General features: G+C 41.9%; 27 protein-coding genes. All 27 read right to left on the bottom strand.

Going from position 1 to position 23223, the window contains the following annotated elements; all coding sequences use genetic code 11:
• Window positions 1-82 precede the first annotated feature (82 nt).
• Complete coding sequence (locus IRY55_RS01215) at window positions 83-574, bottom strand: chemotaxis protein CheD (RefSeq protein WP_194562351.1); 492 nt, start codon at window positions 572-574, stop codon at window positions 83-85.
• Window positions 575-579: 5 nt separating this feature from the next.
• Window positions 580-1212, bottom strand: a complete 633-nt coding sequence (locus IRY55_RS01210; protein ID WP_194561434.1) for a chemotaxis protein CheC — start codon at window positions 1210-1212, stop codon at window positions 580-582.
• On the bottom strand, window positions 1202-1675 hold the full coding sequence (locus IRY55_RS01205) for a chemotaxis protein CheW (protein WP_194561433.1): 474 nt from the start codon (window positions 1673-1675) through the stop codon (window positions 1202-1204). Before IRY55_RS01205 ends, IRY55_RS01210 begins: the two co-directional genes overlap by 11 nt.
• Window positions 1676-1697: 22 nt before the next feature.
• A complete protein-coding gene (locus IRY55_RS01200) occupies window positions 1698-3755 on the bottom strand; it encodes a chemotaxis protein CheA (RefSeq protein ID WP_194561432.1) in 2058 nt (685 codons plus the stop codon).
• Window positions 3756-3760: 5 nt separating this feature from the next.
• Window positions 3761-4885, bottom strand: coding sequence for a protein-glutamate methylesterase/protein-glutamine glutaminase (locus IRY55_RS01195; RefSeq protein ID WP_194562350.1), 1125 nt, complete (start codon window positions 4883-4885; stop codon window positions 3761-3763).
• A 7-nt stretch (window positions 4886-4892) separates the two neighbouring features.
• Window positions 4893-5792: a MinD/ParA family protein gene (locus IRY55_RS01190; RefSeq protein WP_194561431.1), complete on the bottom strand. Its 900-nt coding sequence runs from the start codon at window positions 5790-5792 to the stop codon at window positions 4893-4895.
• Window positions 5785-6900, bottom strand: coding sequence for a flagellar biosynthesis protein FlhF (gene flhF / locus IRY55_RS01185; protein ID WP_194561430.1), 1116 nt, complete (start codon window positions 6898-6900; stop codon window positions 5785-5787). Before flhF ends, IRY55_RS01190 begins: the two co-directional genes overlap by 8 nt.
• Window positions 6897-8936, bottom strand: coding sequence for a flagellar biosynthesis protein FlhA (gene flhA / locus IRY55_RS01180; protein ID WP_194561429.1), 2040 nt, complete (start codon window positions 8934-8936; stop codon window positions 6897-6899). The genes flhF and flhA overlap by 4 nt, the downstream gene beginning before the upstream one ends.
• Before the next feature lie 25 nt (window positions 8937-8961).
• A complete protein-coding gene (flhB, locus tag IRY55_RS01175) occupies window positions 8962-10047 on the bottom strand; it encodes a flagellar biosynthesis protein FlhB (RefSeq protein ID WP_194561428.1) in 1086 nt (361 codons plus the stop codon).
• A gap of 2 nt (window positions 10048-10049) precedes the next feature.
• Complete coding sequence (fliR, locus tag IRY55_RS01170) at window positions 10050-10829, bottom strand: flagellar biosynthetic protein FliR (RefSeq protein WP_194561427.1); 780 nt, start codon at window positions 10827-10829, stop codon at window positions 10050-10052.
• Window positions 10830-10834: 5 nt separating this feature from the next.
• On the bottom strand, window positions 10835-11104 hold the full coding sequence (fliQ, locus tag IRY55_RS01165; protein WP_194561426.1) for a flagellar biosynthesis protein FliQ: 270 nt from the start codon (window positions 11102-11104) through the stop codon (window positions 10835-10837).
• Window positions 11105-11120: 16 nt separating this feature from the next.
• Window positions 11121-11786, bottom strand: a complete 666-nt coding sequence (gene fliP / locus IRY55_RS01160) for a flagellar type III secretion system pore protein FliP (RefSeq protein ID WP_194561425.1) — start codon at window positions 11784-11786, stop codon at window positions 11121-11123.
• Window positions 11779-12435, bottom strand: coding sequence for a flagellar biosynthetic protein FliO (locus tag IRY55_RS01155; RefSeq protein WP_194561424.1), 657 nt, complete (start codon window positions 12433-12435; stop codon window positions 11779-11781). The genes fliP and IRY55_RS01155 overlap by 8 nt, the downstream gene beginning before the upstream one ends.
• Before the next feature lie 5 nt (window positions 12436-12440).
• On the bottom strand, window positions 12441-12803 hold the full coding sequence (locus IRY55_RS01150; RefSeq protein WP_194561423.1) for a response regulator: 363 nt from the start codon (window positions 12801-12803) through the stop codon (window positions 12441-12443).
• A 24-nt stretch (window positions 12804-12827) separates the two neighbouring features.
• The gene (gene fliY, locus IRY55_RS01145; protein WP_194561422.1) at window positions 12828-13988 is read right to left on the bottom strand and encodes a flagellar motor switch phosphatase FliY; all 1161 of its coding nucleotides are present in this window, start codon (window positions 13986-13988) and stop codon (window positions 12828-12830) included.
• Window positions 13981-14982 carry a flagellar motor switch protein FliM gene (gene fliM / locus IRY55_RS01140; RefSeq protein ID WP_194561421.1) on the bottom strand — a complete coding sequence of 334 codons (1002 nt, stop codon included), beginning with the start codon at window positions 14980-14982 and terminating at the stop codon, window positions 13981-13983. Before fliM ends, fliY begins: the two co-directional genes overlap by 8 nt.
• 35 nt (window positions 14983-15017) lie before the next feature.
• Entirely contained in the window at window positions 15018-15449 is a 432-nt protein-coding gene (gene fliL, locus IRY55_RS01135; RefSeq protein ID WP_194561420.1) for a flagellar basal body-associated protein FliL, read from the bottom strand.
• Window positions 15439-15660: a flagellar FlbD family protein gene (locus tag IRY55_RS01130; protein WP_194561419.1), complete on the bottom strand. Its 222-nt coding sequence runs from the start codon at window positions 15658-15660 to the stop codon at window positions 15439-15441. The genes fliL and IRY55_RS01130 overlap by 11 nt, the downstream gene beginning before the upstream one ends.
• Before the next feature lie 48 nt (window positions 15661-15708).
• On the bottom strand, window positions 15709-16668 hold the full coding sequence (locus IRY55_RS01125; protein ID WP_194561418.1) for a flagellar hook-basal body complex protein: 960 nt from the start codon (window positions 16666-16668) through the stop codon (window positions 15709-15711).
• 76 nt (window positions 16669-16744) lie between these two features.
• The gene (locus IRY55_RS01120; RefSeq protein ID WP_194561417.1) at window positions 16745-17116 is read right to left on the bottom strand and encodes a TIGR02530 family flagellar biosynthesis protein; all 372 of its coding nucleotides are present in this window, start codon (window positions 17114-17116) and stop codon (window positions 16745-16747) included.
• A gap of 12 nt (window positions 17117-17128) precedes the next feature.
• Complete coding sequence (gene flgD, locus IRY55_RS01115) at window positions 17129-17803, bottom strand: flagellar hook assembly protein FlgD (RefSeq protein WP_194561416.1); 675 nt, start codon at window positions 17801-17803, stop codon at window positions 17129-17131.
• Window positions 17803-19011, bottom strand: coding sequence for a flagellar hook-length control protein FliK (locus IRY55_RS13565; protein WP_194561415.1), 1209 nt, complete (start codon window positions 19009-19011; stop codon window positions 17803-17805). Before IRY55_RS13565 ends, flgD begins: the two co-directional genes overlap by 1 nt.
• Before the next feature lie 26 nt (window positions 19012-19037).
• On the bottom strand, window positions 19038-19628 hold the full coding sequence (locus IRY55_RS01105) for a MotE family protein (RefSeq protein WP_194561414.1): 591 nt from the start codon (window positions 19626-19628) through the stop codon (window positions 19038-19040).
• Window positions 19629-19631: 3 nt separating this feature from the next.
• Window positions 19632-20084: a flagellar export protein FliJ gene (fliJ, locus tag IRY55_RS01100; RefSeq protein WP_194561413.1), complete on the bottom strand. Its 453-nt coding sequence runs from the start codon at window positions 20082-20084 to the stop codon at window positions 19632-19634.
• Window positions 20081-21418 carry a flagellar protein export ATPase FliI gene (gene fliI / locus IRY55_RS01095; protein WP_194561412.1) on the bottom strand — a complete coding sequence of 446 codons (1338 nt, stop codon included), beginning with the start codon at window positions 21416-21418 and terminating at the stop codon, window positions 20081-20083. Before fliI ends, fliJ begins: the two co-directional genes overlap by 4 nt.
• A 3-nt stretch (window positions 21419-21421) precedes the next feature.
• Window positions 21422-22210, bottom strand: coding sequence for a flagellar assembly protein FliH (fliH, locus tag IRY55_RS01090; RefSeq protein ID WP_194561411.1), 789 nt, complete (start codon window positions 22208-22210; stop codon window positions 21422-21424).
• The gene (gene fliG / locus IRY55_RS01085; RefSeq protein WP_194561410.1) at window positions 22203-23216 is read right to left on the bottom strand and encodes a flagellar motor switch protein FliG; all 1014 of its coding nucleotides are present in this window, start codon (window positions 23214-23216) and stop codon (window positions 22203-22205) included. Before fliG ends, fliH begins: the two co-directional genes overlap by 8 nt.
• Window positions 23217-23223 lie beyond the last annotated feature (7 nt).

Here is a 23223-nt window from a genome sequence, read left to right as displayed (position 1 = left end):
GCTCCGCCTCCTTATATTGATTTGTAAGTAAATTATACCAATTTCAGTGAAAAAAGGCGACTGAAATTATTCAGCCGCCTGCTTAAATGTCTTTTATTCCTTCGTTTACGGTACGTATGTTTAACATCGATGTCTCTGGATCAAATTCAATCGTTCGACCTTTCGTACCCCCCACATCTTCAGCGATAATCGGGATAGACAACTTTTTTAGTTGTTCACGCACCGCTTCGATGTTTCGAGGCCCGATCCGCACCGTATCACTTGAACCGAACTGGAACATTTGAGCGCCCCCCGCCATTTTCGCCTTGAGAGAGAATGTGCGCGCCCCTTCTAATTTCAACATCTCAACTAATGCCGGAACTCCTGTATCAGCAAACTTCGCTACATTTATACGCGTGGATTTTCCTAAGTTTGAATCAGGCAACATGACGTGTAAAAGCCCTGCTATTTTACGAGTCGGATCATAAATTACAACACCGACACATGATCCAAGGCCAGACGTTCGAATCCTTTTTGGTCCTACCACGATGTTCATGTCGGCTATGCCAACTCGAACAACGGTTTGATTTTGCATCACAATCACAACACTCCTAACGACTTAAAAATCGTCACATAGGACGGTGGATCAGGCAAAAGGAAAAACTGTCCAGCAAAACTCGATACGCCATCTCCTTGATCTTGAGTAATACATGTATTAATGACAATGACTTCGTCGCTATAATGTGACAACTCCACAAGCCCGAAACTGACGATGGCTCCCACCATATCGATAGCGAGTGATGGTACAGTCGGATAAATGTTTAATTGTGTAAAATCAGATAGTGACGATAAATAGGATCCTGATAAAATATTCCCCAATTCTTGTAAAGCAGAGGCGCCCATCTCTTTCTGTTCTACATTATGAAAATCAAATGTTTCATCTTGGATTAAATTACGAATGAATTGATTGGCAGATTCAATCGATAAAACGAAAAACATCGTTCCTGTAATGCCACCTTCAATACGCAAATAAATACTCGCTACTTCTTTCTCCGCTCCGCCCGCTAATTCAAACATTTCGTCAAAAGAAACGAGTTCCACCTTGGGGACGTGCATGTCGATTTTTTGGTTTAATAATTGAGATAGTGCTGTCGCTGCATTACCAGCGCCAATATTCCCGATTTCTTTCAAAATGTCTAAATGCATATTCGTAATTTCGAAATTATCGCTCATCGTTCGACACTCGCTTAATAGGTTGTAATACTTTTTCTAAATTGAGCATGACGAGTAAGCGTCGCTCGACTTTCGCAACACCTGAAATAAATTCGGATTCAATCGTACCAACAACTTCTGGCTGTGGCTCAATTGAGTCCTCACGAATGTCGATGACGTCATTTGCCATATCGACGACAAGGCCGACGTCAAATTCTTCCGTCGTGACGATAATAATGCGTGAATTATCATCCATTTCCTTTTCAGGCAAACCGAAACGTTGACGCAAATCAACGATCGGTGTCACGACTCCGCGCAAGTTAATAACTCCTTTGACGTAGTCAGGCGTATTCGGGACGCGCGTAATCGATAATACTTTTTCAATCGTCGTTACGACATCAATTGAAATGGCATATTCTTTATCCATCAATTGGAAGACGATTACTTTCATCTCTTTTGAATCCACGATTTCTTGTGTAGTCATCGTATTCACTCCTTATCGTCATTTATTTAATTAATGAATTACATTCCACGATTAGTGCTACTTGACCGTTGCCTAAAATCGTTGCTCCTGAAATAGCGAAGACACTTTGCAAATAGTTACCGAGTGACTTCAAAACAATTTCTTGTTGCCCGATGAATGAATCGACGACAAGACCAGCAAGTTTCTCGCCTTTACGTACGATGACGACAGACTGGAATTCACCTTGCTCTTCATTTTGTTCCATTTCGAATATTTCTTTTAAATCAACGAGTGGAACAATATTTCCTCGGAAATCGATCACTTTTTGGTTATGTGCATTTAAAATGTCCGACGATTGAATAATTGCGGTTTCGATAATTGAGGATAAAGGTATCGCGTAAATTTCTTTATCCAATTCAACTAGCATGACTGAAATAATCGATAATGTTAATGGTAATTGTACTTGGAATAATGATCCTTGCCCTTCTTTAGAATCGATTGAAATGTACCCTCCAAGCGATTCAATCGTACTTTTCACGACGTCTAGACCGACACCACGACCCGAAACGTCTGTGACTGCTTCTGCTGTTGAAAATCCAGAAGCTAAGATGAGTTCTGCCACTTGTTTATCTGTCAATGTTGCCGCTACTTCTTCTGTTACTATGCCACGCTCGATCGCTTTTCCTAAAACACGCTCTCGATTTACGCCTGCTCCGTCATCTTCAAGTTCAATGAAGACGTGATTTCCTGAATGATAGGCACGCAAAGTGATAGTACCTGTCTCAGATTTACCTTTTGCGACACGTTCTGCCGGTGTTTCGATTCCGTGATCGAGCGCATTTCGAATTAAGTGCACAAGTGGGTCTCCGATTTCATCGATGACTGTACGATCAAGCTCTGTTTCTGCACCGATAATTTCCAAATTCACTTTTTTGTCGAGATCGCGCGCTAATTGACGAACCATTTTCGGGAAGCGGTTGAATACCGTTTCTACTGGAATCATACGCATGTTTAAAATAATATTTTGTAGGTCGCCTGAAACACGCGTCATACGTTCGACCGTTTCATTTAACTCTTGATTATGTAACTCACTCGCAATCGACTGCAAACGCCCGCGATCTATCACAAGCTCTTCGAATAAATTCATTAATACGTCGAGACGTTCGATGTTTACACGGATTGTTTTGTTTGAATTACCGCCTGTTGAGCGACGCTTTTTAGGCGTATCTTCTTTTTTCACTGGCGCTTGTTTCTGAGCTTTTGGCGTTACTGTTTCCTGCTTCGGCGCTTTTTCAGCTGCCTCCTCTTCTTCACTAGCCCCCAACGTTTCTCGTGTAATAGCTGTAATTGTCACTTGTTCGACTTCAGACACTTTCATCGCTTTTCCTTGCAATGCATCTGCTGCTTCTTCCGTCAATAAAATGACATGGAATGTTGTATCGAAATCTTCACTCTCTAGTTGCTCTACATGTGGACTCGATTTAATTACTTCTCCTGCTTGTTCGAAAATTTCGAATAGCATGAATACACGTGCTGCTTTTAAAATGCAGTCGTCACGCAATTCGATCGTTATTTCGTAAGCGTTAAAGTTTTGTTCAAGTGATTGTTCAATCACAGTTTTTTCAAAGTCATCCAATGCCACTGATCCTGCTGAAGCGGTTGGAGTAATAGCCGCCTGTGTTGGCCTAGCTGCTGACGTTTTCGGTTCAGCTACTAGCTCTTCGCCAGATGCTAAACGGTTCAATGTGTCAACAAGTGTTGTGACATCCTTTTGCCCGGTGCCACCTTCCTCAATATCCATCACCATCTCTTCTAAATGGTCCACCGATTCAAATACGACGTCTAAAATCTCGGTTGAAACGCCGATTTGTTCATTGCGAATTGCGTCTAAGACGTTCTCCATCTTATGTGTTAAGTCAGCGATATCCTCATAACCCATCGTCGCCGACATACCTTTTAACGTATGCGCTGAACGGAACACTTCGTTCACAATTGCTAAATCTTCTGGATTTTGTTCTAGTTCAAGTAAGTGCTCAGTACAAGATTGAAGGTGTTCTTTACTTTCATCGAGGAACATGTCTAAATATTGATTTGTATCCATCATTTTTACCCCCTTAGACTTAACGTTTTCATAATCGAGTTTGCAATATCGCCTAACTCCACTACTTCGTCTACTAATTTTTCTTCTATTACTGCTTTTGGCATACCGTAAATGACTGCTGTTTTTTCACTCTCAGCAATCGCAAATGTTCTACTCTCCACTTCACGTAATGCGCGCAGACCGTCTCGGCCATCATAGCCCATGCCCGTCATTATAACCGTGACATATTGCAGCTCGGTCTGGGTCGAGGCGTTCTCTAATAAGACGTCGACAGCAGGGCGATGCGCTTTACGGGGGGGTTCTGATTTATCGAGCCAAATGACATAACGCGTACCTTCTTTTTTGAATTTGAGATGGTAACCACCTGGTGCGATGTAAGCGACATTATCTTGTATCGTTTCACCTTGTTCTGCTTCTTTAACCGTAATGTCACATAAATTATTCAACCGTTCTGCTAAAGAGCGAGTAAACCCTTTCGGCATATGTTGAACGATTAAAATTGGCGCTCCTACATTGGCTGGTAATTTCGTAAGAACTTCCTGTAAGGCTCTAGGTCCTCCAGTCGATGTACCTATTATAACAAAAGTCTTATGTTTTTTCGAAAGTTTCACTGGGTTATTCGTTAATTCGCCATATTGTATAGGTAAATTTGATGAGTGAGCAGTAGATTTGAAGCGCTCTACCGAATTGGCTACTGGCGAATATTCTTGTTTGACGAGACGAGACACTTGTACTCTAGATGCTTCGATTACTTTATCAATTAAAATATGTTCAATTTCTGCTAAGTTGAGAGAAATTGCACCTCCTGGTTTTGCAACGAAATCTACCGCGCCTTTTTCAATAGCTACCATCGTGCGATCCGAGCTTGCTTTCGCTGTGCTCGAGAGCATGACGACAGGAGTCGGAATCTCTTCCATAATATAATCGAGCGCTTCCAAACCATTCATGACTGGCATTTCGATATCTAAAGTAATGACATCTGGCTTGAGACGAATTGTTTTCTCCACAGCTTCCTTGCCGTTACGCGCAACATCCATCACTTCAATTTTCGGATGTTTATTTAACATGTCGGAGATAATTTTGCGCATGAAAGCGGAATCGTCCACCACGAGCACACGTATAGTATTCATCATGACATTACCTACTTCCTTTCATGAAGAACCCTTTCAATTTTCGAATGAAATGATTCGGCTCTTCAACTCGTTCAAAAGGATTGCCCATAAACGTTTGCGTGATTTGAGTGAGTTGCTTTGAAATCGTTGCGTTTGGCTTCAATTCTGTGAACGGCTTTTGAGCGATGACCGCTTCCGTAATAAATGGGTCTTCTTGCAAATTCCCTAAAATAGTTGTTTCTTTCTTTAAAAAGTTCTTCATCGCATATTGTAAGCGGTGAGACACTTGTTGCATTTGTTTATTATTTTGCACACGATTCGTAATGATATGAAGCGGTTTCGTTGGGTCGTTCATGACGATGTACTTCATCATGGAATAAGCATCCGTAATCGATGTTGGTTCAGGAGTAGCGACTACAATCACATCATCCACTGCTCCGATTAATTCAATTGTGCGTTTCGTAGCTCCTGCCCCCATATCGAATATGATATAATCATACGTCTTTTGCATATCTTCAAATACACTCATCAGCCTCCGAACGGTATCATTTGTCCATTCCATAATGTCATCCAGACCACTACCGCCTGCGATATAATCTAGATGCGCATTGTACGAGTTAATCGTTTCCTCAATGAACGCCTCTCCTAATAAGTAATCTTTCAAAGAAAATTTCGGTTGTTGACCGAGAATAATATGAATATTCCCCATCCCAACATCCATATCGATCAACATTACTTTTTTATGATTGCGAGCTAGTTCTAGTGCGAAATTTACAGAAATATTCGTCTTCCCGACGCCACCTTTTCCACTCACGATAGCGACGGTACGCGCGAGAGATAAATATGAACGCGCACCAGTTTCATTTCTCGATTGATCAATCGCCTGAACCATTCGTTGTCTTAATTTCGCCGCTTGATCATTCATCTTTATTCACACCCTCTAACAATCGATCCACTAATTGTTCCACTGATGCTTCTTCTAAATCTTCAGGTACTTCTTGACCATCTGTAATATAGGCTACTCCAATGCCAAAAGCATCCATCATATTAAAAATAGAACCGACACTCGTCGCTTCATCTGCTTTCGTAAAAATAAAACGACGGATGGGCACATGTTCAAATTGCTTCGCGATATCCATCATATCACGCTCTTTTGAAACGAGTGAAAGGACGAGGTATGATTCCATCGTTTGATCAAACTGGATTAATTGTTCTAAATCTTTGACGAATTGTTCATCCTTATAATTACGCCCTGCTGTATCGATAAAAACGATATCATAATCCGCATAGCGTTCCATCGCACGTTCAAAATCGTCACGACGATAGACCACTTCTACAGGTGCTTGTAGCAAATTGGCGTACGTCTTCAATTGTTCAATCGCTGCGATTCGATACGTATCTGTCGTGATAAATCCTATTTTTTTCTTTTTTTCCAAAAGAGCTCGTGCCGCGATTTTGGCAATCGTCGTCGTTTTTCCAACACCTGTTGGCCCGACGATATTGATGAATTTTTTATCGAATGTTACGCCTCCATATGCGTACTGTTCGAATTTTTGCAACATTGCTTGGCGGACAAGTTTCATCAGTAGCTCATCATCGATGACATCCTTCGTTTTAATCTTCTGATAAACAGCGTCGCAAATTTGCAATGTTAATTTTTCATTCAACTCATGATTCATCAACCCTTCATAAATCACTTGTAAAGGTTTCGGATAATGATCTTTGTTCGATTTTGTTTGCAATTGTTGCAACATTTTTTTCATCTCGAGCAATTGTTCTGTCATACGCTCTGATTCTTTCCGCTCTAATTCGCGGTCCGTATCTTTAAGTTGAACTAAACGAGATGACGCCGGTCGAATCATAGGTTCTTCAAGACCGGCGACAACTTCTACTTTATTTTTTTTAAACATGCCGAGGAAACCCTTCGTTTGAATAACTGAAGAACGAATGATGACGGCATCCTCACCAAAGTCAGCGCGCACTAATTGCATCGCTTCCACCATCGAATCTGCTACATATGTTTTTTGTTTCATCCGATATCCACCACCCCAACACTTTGTACTTCAATCGAAGCTTCAAGTTCATTATATGACAAAATAGGGATTTGTGGGAAGTAGCGCTCTGTAATTTGACGCAAATACATGCGAATCGCTGGCGAACAAAGTACGACAGGTGTTTGATTCATTAATGCGACACGCTCAATTTCTTGTGCGAGTGATTCTAATATTTGTTGCGATTGTTCAGGCGCGAGTGATAAATAGCTGCCATGTTCTGTCTGTTCGATGTGATCGGCCATTAATTTCTCGACATTTCCTGAAACGGTGAGTACTTTTAAAGCACTGCCATCTTGTGGTGCGTATTGCATCGTAATTTGACGAGCGAGCGCTTGACGACAGTATTCGATTAATAAATCGATATCCGATGTATATTTCGAGTAATCTGCCAATGTTTCGAAAATGATAGGCAAGTTACGAATCGATACTTTTTCACGCAATAAGCCGGCCAACACTTTTTGAATCTCTCCGATTGAGAGCGGTGTTGGAGTTAATTCGTCCACGAGAATTGGACTCGATTCATGAATGTGATCGACGAGTTGTTTCGTCTCTTGACGGCCGAGAAGTTCCGACGCATTCGCGCGAATAATTTCAGTCAAATGAGTCGAAACGACGCTCGGTGGGTCAACGACGGTGTAACCCATAATTTCGGCTTCTTCTTTCACATCTTCGGTAATCCACTTCGCTGGAAGTCCAAATGATGGCTCAATCGTATCAATGCCTTCAATCGTATCATCGCCTCCAGGGCTCATCGCTAAGTAATGATCGAGTAAAAGTTCTCCTCTTGCCATTTCATTTCCTTTAATTTTAATGCGATACTCATTCGGTTGAAGTTGGATGTTGTCGACGATTCGAACAACTGGAATGACGAGACCGAGTTCAAGTGCTAATTGACGTCGAATCATGACGACACGGTCTAAAATATCTCCGCCTTGTTCAGCATCGACGAGTGGAATAAGTCCATACCCGAATTCAAATTCAATCGGATCGACATTCAATAAATTAATCACATTTTCTGGACTTCGCATTTCATCTGTTTCGACTTCTTCTTCAATTTCTAACAATTCATCCGGATCTTCCTCTTCTTCTTTACGATTCGTCATATACGCACCGAATACTAAAGCTCCTGCGATTAAAGAGGTTAACAATGGATTGATTGGCGTTGTGACACCGAGTAAGAAAATCGTTGCTCCTGCCACATATAAAAGCTTCGGTTGTCCGAGTAACTGGTCGGTAATGTCTGTTCCGAGATTCCCTTCTGAAGCTGCTCTTGTTACAACAATCCCTGTCGCTGTTGAAATGAGGAGCGCCGGAATTTGCGAGACAATGCCGTCCCCAACTGTTAAACGTGAAAAGCGTTCTGCTGATTCTGCAAATGTTAAGCCCATTTGCGCAACCCCGATAATCATACCAACGAGCAAGTTGATGATGACGATAATAATACCGGCAATCGCATCCCCTTTAACGAACTTTGTCGCTCCGTCCATCGCACCGTAGAAGTCCGCTTCATTGCTAACTTTTTCACGACGTTCACGCGCATCGATTTCAGAAATCATCCCTGCGTTTAAGTCGGCGTCAATACTCATCTGCTTACCTGGCATCGCATCAAGTGTGAAACGTGCTGCAACTTCAGATACACGTTCCGACCCTTTCGTAATAACGATGAACTGGATGATGATTAAAATGACGAAGACGACGAGACCGACGATGACATTACCACCCGTTACGAACGTACCGAATGTATCTACGACGCCCCCTGCTTCTCCACGTGTCAAAATCGCACGCGTTGTCGACACGTTCAATCCGAGTCGGAATAACGTAAGTAAAAGCAAGAGGGATGGGAAGATTGAAAATTCGAGAGCTTCCTTCATATTCATCGCTGTCAACAAGACGAGTAATCCTAATGTGATGTTCACGATAATTAAAAAACTTAACAGCCATGACGGTAATGGGATGACGAGCATCGCGACGATCATAATAACCGATGCGAGTACACCTAAATCTTTAAATTGCATGTCATCCCTTCTTTCTTCCTAAATTTTATATTTTGCGTTTTAAACGGTAAACATACGCGAGCACTTCTGCTACCGCTTTGAAAAACTGTTCTGGCACCGCTTGATCAATTTCGACTTCATCGTACATCGCACGAGCGAGCGGCCGGTTTTCGACCATGACGATATCATGTTCTTTGGCAATCATTTTAATTTTTTGAGCGACGAAGTCTACCCCTTTAGCAACGACGATCGGTGCATCCATCTCGCCGTCTTTATATTTTAAGGCGATCGCATAATGTGTCGGGTTCGTAATGACGACGTCTGCTTCTGGAACTTCCTGCATCATTCGGCGCATCGCCATTTCACGCTGCGTTTGTTTAATGCGTGATTTGATGAGGGGGTCCCCTTCCATATTTTTATATTCATCTTTAATATCTTGCTTCGACATTTTTAAGTTTTTTTCGTAATCGTACTTCTGATAAAAATAGTCGAGGACGGAAATAAACAGTAATACGAAAGCCGCTATAATTCCCATAATGCCCACGAGCTTGGCTACTGTCAGTAATGTTTCAGCAGGTGTTTTAAATGCTAAGCCGAGCACTTTTTCAATATTTATCATGACGATTGTTGCCGTTACAGAACCGATGAATGATATTTTTAAGATAGACTTTAACAATTCAACGATTGCACGAACTGAGAAAATACGCTTTAATCCTTTAATCGGATCGATTTTCTTTAAATCGAACTTCAATGGTTCCGTCGTAAAGAGAAAACCGAACTGCATTAAGTTCGCACCAATTCCTGCAATAATTGAAACGATGAAAACAGGCAATAAAATGACGGCCATTTTCATTAATATTTGTATGTATACGAGCATGATTGAATCTTTCGTAATCGAAGGAGTCGAGACAAGCTCTGTGAATGTAAATTCAAAAAAGTGGAAAACTCTTTCTCTAAAAAAAGGAGCTGCAAAAAATAAAAATAGAAACACACATAAAATAACGAGCGCACTCGTCACATCTTGACTTTTTAACACTTGTCCTTTTTTTCGAGAGTCTTCTCTTTTCTTTGGTGTCGCTTTTTCTGTTTTTTCACCCGAGAAAAATTGCAGATCGAGACGTAAATATTGCATCTTTAGCCGCCTCCTAAAATAAGCATCAAATCGCGCATCGAATACGCCATAAATTCAAATAAACGACGGATGAGTGCAACCATGACAGGAACCATGACGACGAGTACGAGAAAGCTCACCGTAATCTTAATTGGGAACCCGACGACGAAAATGTTCAACTGCGGAACAGTTCGTGCCGTAATTCCGAGAGCTAAATCGACTAAAAATAACGTAGCGACAATGGGCACAGCCATTTGAAACGCAATGAGAAACACTTGCGCAAAAGTTTTTGTAATAAAGACTGCAAAATTTTCTTCACCAAATGTGAGGCCTAATTGCGTTAAGCCGATGAAATCGTAGCTGTAAAAAATACCGTCTAATAGAAGATGATGTCCATTCAAAGTGAGGAGGAGTAATAAGGCGACCGCATTAAAAAACTGACCAAGCAAAGGAGATTGCGCTCCTGTTTGAGGGTCAATAACGTTCGCGATTGCAAACCCCATCTGGAAATCGATAAACCCTCCAGCAATTTGAATCGCACTCATAACGATAAAAGCGACGATGCCGATCGCTAAGCCGACGACAACCTCTTTCATAATGAGTAAAAAATATGTACCATCCAGCGGTATCGGCTCCGCTGTTTGAATCGAACTTACGAGCAACACTGCCAAAATGAGCGCGAGAATTAATCGTTGCACATTCGGAATCGTCCGATAAGAAAATAAAGGAGCTACGACAAAAAACGCAGAAATTCTCATAAAGACGAGCAGTAAGGTCGGTAGGATGAGAACGAATTGTTCCATTCAAATCACCCGATGTACCGAGGTAAGTTTTGTAAAATATCGCTTGCAAAATTGGTCACACGCGTTAACATCCACGGTCCGAAAATAACAATCGATACGAGTACGGCGACAATCTTCGGAACGAAAGCGAGCGTTTGCTCTTGAATTTGCGTCGTCGCTTGGAAAATACTAACCGATAAACCCGTGACTAAAGCGATAATTAAAAGGGGACCTGACGTCAATAATACGATGCTAATCGCACGTTCTGCAATCGAGATAACCATTTCAGCTGTCATTTGTCTAATCCCCTTCCTAATAACTTTGCAGCAGTGATTGAATGACTAAATACCAACCATCTACTAAAATGAATAATAAAATTTTAAACGGTAACGAAATCATAACAGGCGGTAACATCATCATACCCATTGACATTAAAACACTCGCAACAATCATATCCATGACGAGAAATGGGATGAAAATCATAAAGCCCATTTGAAACGCTGTTTTAATTTCGCTGAGCGCATAAGCTGGAACTAACATCGTGAGCGGAATTTCTTCCACAGTTTCTGGTCGTTCCACATCATTGTATTTTAAAAATAAATCCAAATCTTTTTGACGCGTATGCTTGCTCATAAATTGTTTGATTGGGACACTTGCATTTTCATATGCTTCGTCTAATGAAATTTCCTCATTGAACAGTGGCGTGAGCGCTTCTTTATTTATTTCTTGAAATGTCGGTGCCATAATGAAAAACGTTAAAAATAGAGCGAGACCGACGAGCACTTGGTTCGGTGGCATTTGCTGCGTAGCAAGCGCCGTTCGAACAAAGGAAAGCACGATGACAATTCGTGTGAATGACGTCATCAATATGAGAATTGCTGGGGCAAGCGAGAGTACCGTGAGCAATAACATCAATTTAATAGATGTCGAAATATTCGTCGGATTGCTATCCGAGAAAAATTGCATAAAATCAGTCACGTCGCTCCCTCTCTTCCTTCAAAAGCTTTTCCATTTGCGCTTTACGTTCTTGTTGTACTTTATCAAGTTCTTGTTGAAACAATTGATCGAACGGTTCCTCTTTTTTCGATTCGCGAGAAGGGATTGGCTTCTTTTTCAAAAGTTTTTTGATTCGATCGACGATTACCATGGATGGTTCTTCACCGTCATTACTTTCTAACTCTACGAACGCGCGAATTGATTCCAGTTCTTCTTCTGTCTCAATCTCCTTCAAAAGCCGGACATCATCCCCTACTCCAATTAAGTAGTAACGTCCACCGACTGACAGCAATTGAACAGATTTTTGAGTACCGACTGAAACACCACCTAAGTTGCGCATCAGACGCGCTTGTCCGAATTGTTGATTGCGTCGATTGACGAATTTCAACAAGAAATATAGTAAAAAAACGACAAAAGCAAAAGCGAATACTACTTTAATGTATGAGCCTATAGTCGGTGCGCTATTCGCTTGAACTAAAGGCTCTTGTTCTGTTGCGGGCTCCTCTTCGCAGTCTTTCCCCTCTACACAGTCACTTACAAAGGTTTGCGCATGGGCTGTTAAGGGAAAGAGAGCACTGCTCGTTGCTACGAGTAACATCATTGCGATGGTCATGATTCGAAACAGACGCATCATTTTTATCCTAAAGCTTTTTCAATTGCTTCAATAACACGGTCTGCTTGGAAAGGCTTTACAATAAAGTCTTTCGCTCCAGCTTGAATCGCGTCGATTACCATCGCTTGCTGTCCCATCGCTGAACACATAATGACTGTCGCTGCTGGATCTTTTGCTTTAATTTCTTTTAAAGCGGCAATTCCATCCATCTCAGGCATCGTAATATCCATCGTTACTAAATCAGGCTTAAGTTCTAAGTACTTTTCTACTGCTTGCAGACCATTTTCTGCCTCTCCCACTACTTCAAAACCGTTTTTCGTCAAAATATCTTTAATCATCATGCGCATAAATGCAGCATCATCCACAATTAAAATTTGTTTACCCATAGTTCCGTTTCCTCCTCAAAATAATTATCGTAAATTGTGAAGACGATCAGCTTGACTTAAAATGTCCGTAATACGAACTCCGAAATTCTCATCAATGACCACTACTTCACCCTTAGCAATATAACGATTATTTACTAAAATATCAACTGGTTCACCAGCCAATTTATCTAATTCAATAATCGATCCACTCGACATTTCTAATATTTCTTTCACAGAACGTTGTGTTCTTCCTAGCTCGACTGTCACTTCTAACGGAATGTCCATTAGTAAGTTTAAATTATGAGTTTCTTCCTGGTTTAACTGTGGTGCTTCAAAATTAGCAAACTGTGCTTGCTGAACATTGACTGGTTGTTGTTGAACAGGCGGTGGTGCAACAGGCGGTGCTTGTTGTACGGGCTCTTGCTGTACAGATTGTTGCCGTGTTGGTTCCGGAGTCGGTGCTGATAAATCAACCGATGGAATCTCTTCTTCCGCTTCGTCCCCTCCACCCATCATCGCCTTTTCCAAATCGGAAACTAAACCTTTCGCAAAGTCAATTTGGAATAATTGCATAATGTTCGAGTCGATTAATTCACCTACTTTTAAATTAAACGATACGCGAATAAGTGGGCTTTCTTCTGGAATATGCTCAGTCCCTTTATCGAGAGAGATGTCCATAATGTCCGTCGTCGGTGGTGAAATATCCACTTTTTTATTGAAAATGGTCGACATGGATGTCGCTGCTGAACCCATCATTTGGTTCATCGCTTCTTGAACGGCACTTAAGTGAATTTCACTCAAATCAGGATTTGGATTTGTTCCATCTCCACCGAGCATTAAATCTGCAATAATCGCAGCGTCACTTTGTTTAATGACGAGCAAGTTTGCGCCTGTTAAACCGGCTGTGTACTCCACTTGTACCGCGACATAGGGTTGAACGAACTCATCGACTAATTCTTCCCGGCTAATGACTGACGTTGTCGGTGTCGTAATTTCGACTTTTTGACCGAGCAACGCAGATAACGCAGTCGCTGCACTACCGAAAGACATATTCCCAATCTCGCCTAACGTGTCTTTTTCCATATCACTTAAAATATCATCAAAATTTTCTTCCTGGGATGATGTTTCTTCTTCGCCGCTATCTCCCGCATCATCGCCGCGAAGCAATGCTTCAATTTCCTCTTGCGAAAGTATGTTATCACTCATCATCTTCATCCCCTCCGTCTACTATCGTTTCAATTATTTGAACGGCCATACGGTTACGTATTTGTCCTGGCTGCCCTTTAAATTTCGGTATGTCTCCTACTTTGATTGTTAATAATTCATCCATTCCTTTATCGAGCGTCAACATGTCACCGCGCTGTAAATAAAGCAATTCTTGAATGGACATCCGACTTTTTCCGAGTTCTGCAATGACAGGGAGTCGCGCTTGTTTTAAGCGTTTTTCCAACTGTTTGCTCTGCTCTTCTGTCGGTTCTTTTTTATTAGATTGCATCCAATATCGGACCGATAAGTTCGGTACGATCGGTTCTAATACGACGTGAGGGATACAAATATTAATCATCCCACTCGATTCGCCGATTACGATGTTAAATGATATGACGACAACCGTCTCGTTCGGGGAAATCATCTGCAAGAACTGCGGATTCACTTCCATTTCCGTTAAGTACGGATCGATGTCAATAATGCTAGACCATGCTTCTCGTAAATTATCGAAAGAGCGTTCATATAAATTCGTTAAAATTTTCGTTTCGATTTCAGTCAAATCATCCGCTTTTGAAGACGGTCCGCCCGTTCCACCCATCAATAAATCAAGCATGGAATACGCAACGTTCGGATTCACTTCCATTAAAATATTCCCTTCCAATGGAGGCACTTCAAAAATGTTAATGAGTGTCATATTCGGAATCGACCGAATGAACTCCTCAAATGGAATTTGGTCTACACTGGCGACATTAATTTGAACGTATGTGCGTAATTGCGCCGAAAAATACGTCGTCAACAGTCGCGCAAAGTTTTCGTGAATTCGAGTTAAACTTCGAATTTGATCTTTGGAAAATCGGAGCGCGCGTTTAAAATCATACGCTTTGACCTTCCGGGTCTCATCTTCTTTTTTCATTTCTTCTGCTGACATTTCACCTGTTGAAATTGCCGAAAGTAGCGCGTCAATTTCGTTTTGTGATAGTACATCCCCGGACATACGGTCACCTCCTCAATTGAATAGTAGTTTGCATCTTATTGAATGATGTAGGACACGATGTAAACTTGTGTCACTTCTCCTTCTTGCATCAACGGGTTAATTTGCGCTTTAATCGTTTCTTCAAACGCTTGTTTTCCCGCCTTGCCTTCAAAGTCCTCTGGAGACATTTCCGACAATTCTTTAATGACTTTGCTGTTCACTTGGAATTTACGTTTCTCTAATTCTTCTGCTGCTTTTTTGCTATCCGTTTCGATCGTTAATGAAATACGGATAAATTGACGTGCATTCAAATTGGTCGTAATTTCTTCAAATTCAACCGTCTGTTCAACGACTTCATCGATTGAAGGCTCTTTCGGTGCAGCGTCTCCTTTGGAGAAATTCAACCAAAGTACAATCCCGACGACGCCAATTAAGACGACCATGACGAGCGCAATTAAAATCATCATAAGTCCTTTGTTATTTTTCATTATTTTCACCTCGAATATGTGGATTAGATAACAATTGAACCCTTTGATAAAACTGAATAATTCGGTCGTACACTTCCTCTTTCGAGTCACGCACGATATATTTGGTGCCCGTCGTCAATGTGATCGTCGTATCTGGAAACGACTCGACGCGCTCTATGTATAAGGCATTGATGGAAAATTCCTGCCCGTTTAACCGTGTCACTTTAATCATATGTAAGGGCCGAGCGTGGTCGGCCCGACCCTCCCTTCAAAAATAAAATTATCGTTTCAAATTGACAAGTTCTTGTAAAATTTCATCCGATGTCGTAATAATACGCGTGTTCGCTTGGAAACCACGTTGCGCAACGATCATCTCTGTGAATTCTTCCCCGAGGTCAACGTTTGACATTTCGAGGGAGCCAGATTGAACTGTACCCATTCCTTGTTCAGTTGCTGTTGCTGTATAAGCAGCTCCTGAGTTCGCTGTAGGTTGATAATAGTTTGCGCCTACTTTTTGTAATCCACCAGGATTAGGAAACTTTGCCATAATCATTTGGCCCGCTATCTTTAAAGTACCTTCAGCGTCGACATAAGTGACTAAACCATTATTTCCAATTGACATCGTTTGGGCGTTAGTTGGGATTCGTATAGGTTTTGGTGTATACCCATTGATAACAGTTCCTGTAATCCCTAGTTTTCCTTGGTTATCGACTTTCATTCCCCAGCCCGCATCCGGCGTTTTTCCAATATTTGTACCTTCAAAATTAGCATGAGTATCATTTCCAACACCCACTAAATATTTTCCATCCGCATTGACTAAGAAACCATCATTGTCCATATAAAAATTACCAGCACGAGTATAAACAGGATTGGAAAAGTCAGTACTCGTTGGCTTACCATTAGCAGGACGATTTGTTGTCCCATCAGCGACAATAAAGAACCCATCACCCTCAATCGCAAGGTCAAGTGTATTTCCTGTAAATTGTGTGGAACCACCCGCATGAATCGTGTCAATTGCGCCGAGTTGAGCTCCTAATCCGACTTGTTTCGCATTTACCCCACCACGTGTCGCTGTTGCTGACGAAGCTCCTGCTACTGTTTGTGAGTAAAGGTCTTTGAAGATGACGCGGCCTTTTTTGAAGCCATGTGTGTTGACGTTGGCGATGTTGTTACCGATGACGTCAAGTTTCGTTTGGAAGTTTTTCAATCCTGAAATTCCTGAGTACATTGAGCGTAACATATGTGTATCTCCTCTTTCGTTTATATTGTTCTACTTCAATCAGTCCGTAGAACGAGGCATCCGCATGCGGTCCTGCCTATAATAGTATCGTTCCATCAATATTCGTAAAAATTTGGTTTGCCGCTTCCTTGCGATTCATCGCGGTAATGACGGTGCGATTTTTTGCACTAATGATCATCGCGACGTTGTCGAGTAAGACGAGGGAGTCTTTTACCCCTTTCGTTCTCGCTTCATCAATTTTCGATTCGATGCGCATCCATTCAGCATCACTCACTTCAATCGCACGTTCGGCGAGTCGACGTTCGGCATGTTTGCTCACTTTTAATTTCGGTGTGAGTGCTTCATGAAATGTTTGCTTGAACGATTGACTCGACTTCGCTTGTGGTTGTCGTGTCGTCGGATGATGAGGTCCGATTGCAGGAAGGCGGTGGAAATGTACTTTATCCACAAATATTCCCTCCTAGCGGGCAATTTCTAAAAAGTCATTGCTCGTAATTTTCTCTTTATTTGCTAATACGTATTGAACGTTTCCGTCTTTCATCGTGACTGAAATGACTTCTGACGTTTTCATTTCTTCGCCGTCTTTATACGTCACATTGCGTCCGATGAGCATGCTCGCTTGTACGAGACTATTCCCTCCACCCGTCACACTGCCGCCATCATGTAATTCTGAAATATTCGCAGCTGTAATTTCACGACCATTATCGAGTGTAAAAATCGCGACACCATCTTTATACTTAATCGACTGGATGAGGTTCATTCCTTCTTCCGTAATCGGCTTGCCATCTTCATCTTTTTCACTTGTGATTTCGTGCCATTTTACTGTTTTACCGACGAATTGGTTGTATTGAATGAGTTGAGCATCGTTTTGTGACTGTGCAAACTGTTCGAATGCTTTCGCCATGTTCATCGTCTGTTCGAGTGCCGAAAACTGCGCCATCTGTGCGATGAACTCGTTATCTTTCATCGGGTTTGTCGGGTCTTGGTTTTGAAGTTGCGCAATTAAAATTTTCATAAATGCGTCTTTCCCCATCGAATCAGGACCTGTCACACGTTGATCGCGTTTTTTATTTATTAAATACATCGAATCATCGATTTTTTGTTGACCTGTTAAACTTTGTGTATTGTTCGTCATTATGCTTCCTCCTGTTCTAAATCGATTAAGAACTGTGCGAAGGACTGTTCATCTTCTTGTTCTTCTTCCGTCTCTTCTGTTTCCTCACGTGTAGCGCCGTGACGTGTATCTTGTTGCATCAATTGTTCTCGCTCGGTTTTGTCAGAAGCTTGAAGCATTTGAGAAAGTTCGATGCGCTCTACTTGTAAGTTTTGCGAGACGAGTGCTGCGCGAAGTTGATGTAAGCGTGAGTCGAGCATGTCACGCGCTTGTGCGCTCGATGCGAGAATGCGGGCTGTTAACACTCCGTTCACTTCCTGTAACTCAATTCGAAGCGTACCGAGATGTTCTGGATAGAGACGGATCGATAAACGGTTCGCTCCTCCAATTTGGCCGAAGTTTGCTCGCTTTAAAATCGCTTGTAATTGCTTCATCAATTCTTCTGCACGGCTCTGTTCTGGTGATTCCACTTGCGTTAATGTTTGGAAAAAGACCGATGTTGCGCTCGGTTGATTCATCGATGACAGTAGTTGTTGATTGCTCGTTTTCGGTTTTGTCTCCACTTGCAGACGTAATTGTTCCGCTTCCGTTTGGACGAATTGTTGCATCATTTGTTGGAAGTTTTGCAATTTATTATCGTGGATAACGTGCATATCCGCTTGCGGTGCGACTTGTTGAATATACTGAGCAATGACTGCAAATTGAGCGACTTGCTCTCCGTTGAATGGTAGTTCTTCACCGTGCTGTTGCAGTACTTCAATCGCTTCTGTCAATTGGGTCAAGTGATTCCAAAACGGTTCGGCTCCATCGTCGTCCTGTTTTTCTACCAATGGCTCGGATAATTTTTCTAAAGCATTTGCAATTGTTGTCACAAGTTCTCCGTATGTATCAGACGATTGAAGCAGTTCGTATACATCGTCTAAACTTGCTTGATACGGAATCGTTGCGACGAGGTCAGTTAATTGTGAGACAAAATCTTCATCGAATAGTTCGGATAATCGTTGTTCGAGTTCTTCTGTCGACATGTTGAGCACTTCTAACAAAATCGCTAAAGTATCTTCTGCTGAGTTTGGCGTCTCTTCGAATTTCGCCATTTGTGATTCGCTTGAGCCGAGCGTTTTAGCCATGACTGATGCGAAGACGTCCTTCGATGAATGATTGCCTTTCATGTCGCTTATTGCTGACTTCTGCGTAGCAACAGCAGCCATTTGTAACACTTGGATGTTCACTTGTTGTTTTCACCTCCTTCAATATTTTATTTTGATAATAATGTCGTGAATTTCGCTGCTTGTTCAGGCTCCATCTTTTCTAAAATCGCTGCGACAGTGTCTGGTTTTAAACTTGCTAAAATTTTCAATGCGTCTGCCTCATTCATCGCGAGTAAAATCGGCGCTGCATTTTTTGCGGATAGTTTTTCGTAAGTGGCAATAATTTCTTTAAATTCTTTTTTCGATTCTTCCGCACGATTTTGCACTTTCGCAATTTCATCCGTTAAACGTTCTTGTTCAATGACAAGTAATTCGTTTTCTTCTTTTAACATTTGGAGTTGTTGTTCTACTTTGGCAATTTCGTTATCTTTTTGTTGTAACTCTGCTTGCAATGTTACGACTTTTTCATCATTCGAAAAGTCCGGTTGCTCAAGCTGTGGATCCGGTTCACCTTTAATAACTTCGGTCGTCCATTTTTTCGCTTGGTCAATAACGTTAACATCGGCCACTTTGGCGACGATGAGCAATACAGCAGAAACGAACAATAGAGGAACGACGAGCCATAATATTAAAATCTTTAAAATAGACGGCTTCTTTTTACCTTCTTCCACCTCTAGTTGCTCTCTTTCTTCCGCCATATGTTACCACCTGCTTTCCTTTCGACTAAACTGTTGTGTTGACAATTCATCGAGTTGAAGTGCCTCAAGATGTTCCATCTCTTTTTTATACAACTGTTGATCGTGTTCTTTCATCTTTTCATACTTGCGCACTTCAATCGTATCTTCGAGCAATTTTTCTTCAAACCAGTTCATCTTCGCTCGGTATTCGATTACTTTCTTTTGACTTTGTGCGATTTCTTCTTCTAATCGTGTTAAATAGCGCGCGTAGTATTGTAAGCTTTCAACCGAAAAGCCGTATTTCAATTTTTCTTCTTGCTCTGCGAGTAAGTCTTCTTTTTTCTTCAGCAAATCATATAGTTCAGTCGCGACACGTTCAAATTCTTCGATAGAATGTTTATAGTCGTTTTCAGAATCGAGTTTTTTTTGTTCTTGAAACGTCAATATATTTTCGAATCGATACGCATATTGTTTCACGTCGTTTGACCTCCTGCGGCAAGTGTAATCAATTCATTGACCGTATCTTCCGCGCTAATATTATCCCTGAAACCTTGCTTTAAAAAATTCGTAATGAGCGGTTCGTATTCAATCGCCTCATCAATTTCGCGAGAAGTGCCTCGCTTATAAGCTCCGATATTAATTAAATCTTCGGATTTGTCGTATGTATAGTACAGTTCACGCAAACGTTCTGCCGCTTTCACATGCTCTTCTGACGCGATATGGTTCATCAATCGGCTAACGCTCTTTAATACGTTAATCGCTGGATACTGGCCTTTATTGGCAAGTGTGCGGTCTAAGACAATGTGACCGTCTAAAATACCACGCACTGCATCCGCAATCGGTTCGTTCATATCGTCTCCATCGACGAGCACCGTATAGAATGCGGTAATTGCCCCTTTTTCACTCGTTCCTGTACGTTCAAGCAATTTCGGTAAAATGGCAAATACAGAAGGAGTATATCCTCTCGTTGCGGGAGGTTCTCCAACCGCGAGTCCAATTTCACGTTGTGCCATCGCAACACGTGTGACAGAGTCCATCATAAGCATGACATTATAGCCTTTCTCACGGAAGTACTCTGCGATTGCTGTCGCTGTAAACGCGCCTTTAATCCGCATGAGTGCAGGTTGGTCGGATGTCGCCGCTACGACAATCGTTTTTTTTAGTCCTTCTGGCCCTAGATCTCGTTCGATAAACTCCCGTACTTCACGACCACGCTCTCCAATTAAGGCAATGACATTAATGTCAGCGACCGTGTTGCGGGCAATCATGCCGAGCAACGTACTCTTCCCGACTCCAGAACCTGCAAAAATACCGACACGTTGACCGTTTCCAACTGTCAACATCCCATCGATCGCTTTCACACCGACCGATAATGGAGCATTGATCGGTGGACGTGTTAAGACGTTCGGTGGATCTTGTTCTGTTCTCACAGTCGTTAAGCCTCGTGGTAAAGGAGCCCCATCAATCGGATTACCTAGTGAATCGAGCACTTGCCCGATCAAGCCCATCCCGACTTTCACTTCGAGTGGATGGCCCGTATTTTCGACAAGGCAGCCACTACCGATTTCTTGAATATGTGTGTAAGGCATAAGGATGACGATTTCTTCACGGAAACCGACGACTTCCGCCATAATGGTAGAATTTTCCGTCGGTTGTAGGGCATCGTGAATATGAATGTGGCATACGTCGCCGACAGAACATTGCGGACCTTGCGACTCAATCATAAGACCGACCACTCGCACGACACGTCCGAATTTCTTATATGTTTCCATTTTTGGAATGACATCGATCAGCTGCTCTGCCTTCTTCATTCATCAGTCACCACTTTCTAATATTTCAATTAGTTGCTCTTTCAATACTTTCAATTGTTCATCAATGGTCACGACGATACGGCCATGGTTCGTTTCGATGTAACATTCTTCATCTTCAAAATCATCGTTCGCAAAGATGAGAAATGGAATGTCTGAAGGGAAAATTTCAACGAGTTCTTCTCGACTTCGGCTGACGACTTCATAATATTTTAGGGAGACGTAAAGTTTAATCTCTTTCATTTCACGCGCTTCTTTCAAAGCACGCTTTACAACGTCAAGATACACTTCTTCATCGCGTTCCAAAGTAATATTCAAAATGCGTTCAGCTGCCTGCATCGCCATATGTAATATGACAAACTCTTGCTCTTCACGGTATTTCACACCGTCCGCTGCAGCTCGCTCGACAATTCGATTCGCTTCTTCGATCTTTTCTTTCCACGCTGCGTGCGCTTCTTGCAATCCTTGATTGTACCCCGCTTCATACCCTTCATCATAAGCTTGCTTCTCCAATTGCACTTTCTCTTCATCCCATGCTTTTCGCATCGTGTGGATGTCCTCTAATGCTATTTGTCGCATATGTTCTGTCTGTGAACGGATTTCGGAAATTTCCACTTCTACTTTGCGCAACATATTTTCACGCTCTCGTTGAAGCGCTTGACGTTGCGCATGGACGTCGATTGTTTCGACGACTTCTTCATCTTTTTCTATCGGTTCTTGCTCAAATGTTCGAATCGGAATATGGGCTTTCTTCTCAACCGGAACGTATTTGTATGAACGGATGATTCTAGACAATGATGTCATCTCCTCCGCCACGTGCGATAATAATTTCACCCGCGTCTTCTAAACGACGAATGGTCGATACGATGCGCGATTGAGCTTCTTCAACATCTTTCAAACGGACTGGTCCCATAATTTCCATTTCGTCTTTGAACGATTCCGCCATACGGGATGACATGTTTTGGAATAAAATTTCTTTTACTTCCTCGCTCGACACTTTCATCGACAAAATTAAATCTTCGTTCTCTAAATCGCGAATAATACGTTGAATCGAACGATTGTCGAGTGTGACGATATCTTCGAACACGAACATGCGCTTGCGAATTTCTTCTGCAAGTTCCGGATCTTGAATTTCGAGCGTATCGAGAATCGTTTTTTCTGTCGAACGATCCACACCATTTAGCACTTCGACAACGGCGTCGACGCCACCTGTTTCTGTGAAGTCTTGTGTGACCGTCGATGATAACTTGCGCTCTAATACCGACTCGATTTCGCTAATCACTTCTGGACTCGTCGATTCCATCGTTGCGATCCGCTTTGCGATATCCGCTTGAACATCTTGAGAGAGAGACGATAATATCATCCCTGCTTGCTCTGGTTCTAAATAAGATAAAATTAAAGCGATCGTTTGCGGATGTTCGTTTTGAATGAAGTTCAACACTTGAGCTGGATCCGCTCGTCTCGCAAAATCGAATGGACGCACTTGTAAAGATGATGTTAAACGGTTAATAATCGTTTGCGCATGATCTTTTCCGAGCGCTTTTTCGAGAACTGTTTTCGCATATCCGATACCGCCTTGTGAAATGTAATCTTGCGCTAAAGCGATATTATGAAATTCTTCAATGACTTGATCTTTCACCTCGGATTCTACTTTTTTGACTCCTGAAATTTCGAGCGTTAATTTTTCCATCTCATCTTCGTCCAAATGTTTGAACACTTGGGCAGACAATTCTGGTCCTAAAGAGATGAGGAGTAACGCTGCTTTTTGACGTCCTGTCATCTCTGCTTCTTTTTTAGCCATTCGTTAT

This window comes from Savagea serpentis (assembly GCF_015351395.1).
GTDB classification, from domain to species: Bacteria; Bacillota; Bacilli; order Bacillales_A; family Planococcaceae; genus Savagea; species Savagea serpentis.
Note: the sequence above shows the minus strand (reverse complement) of the source record. Positions and strands in the feature narration are given on the sequence as shown.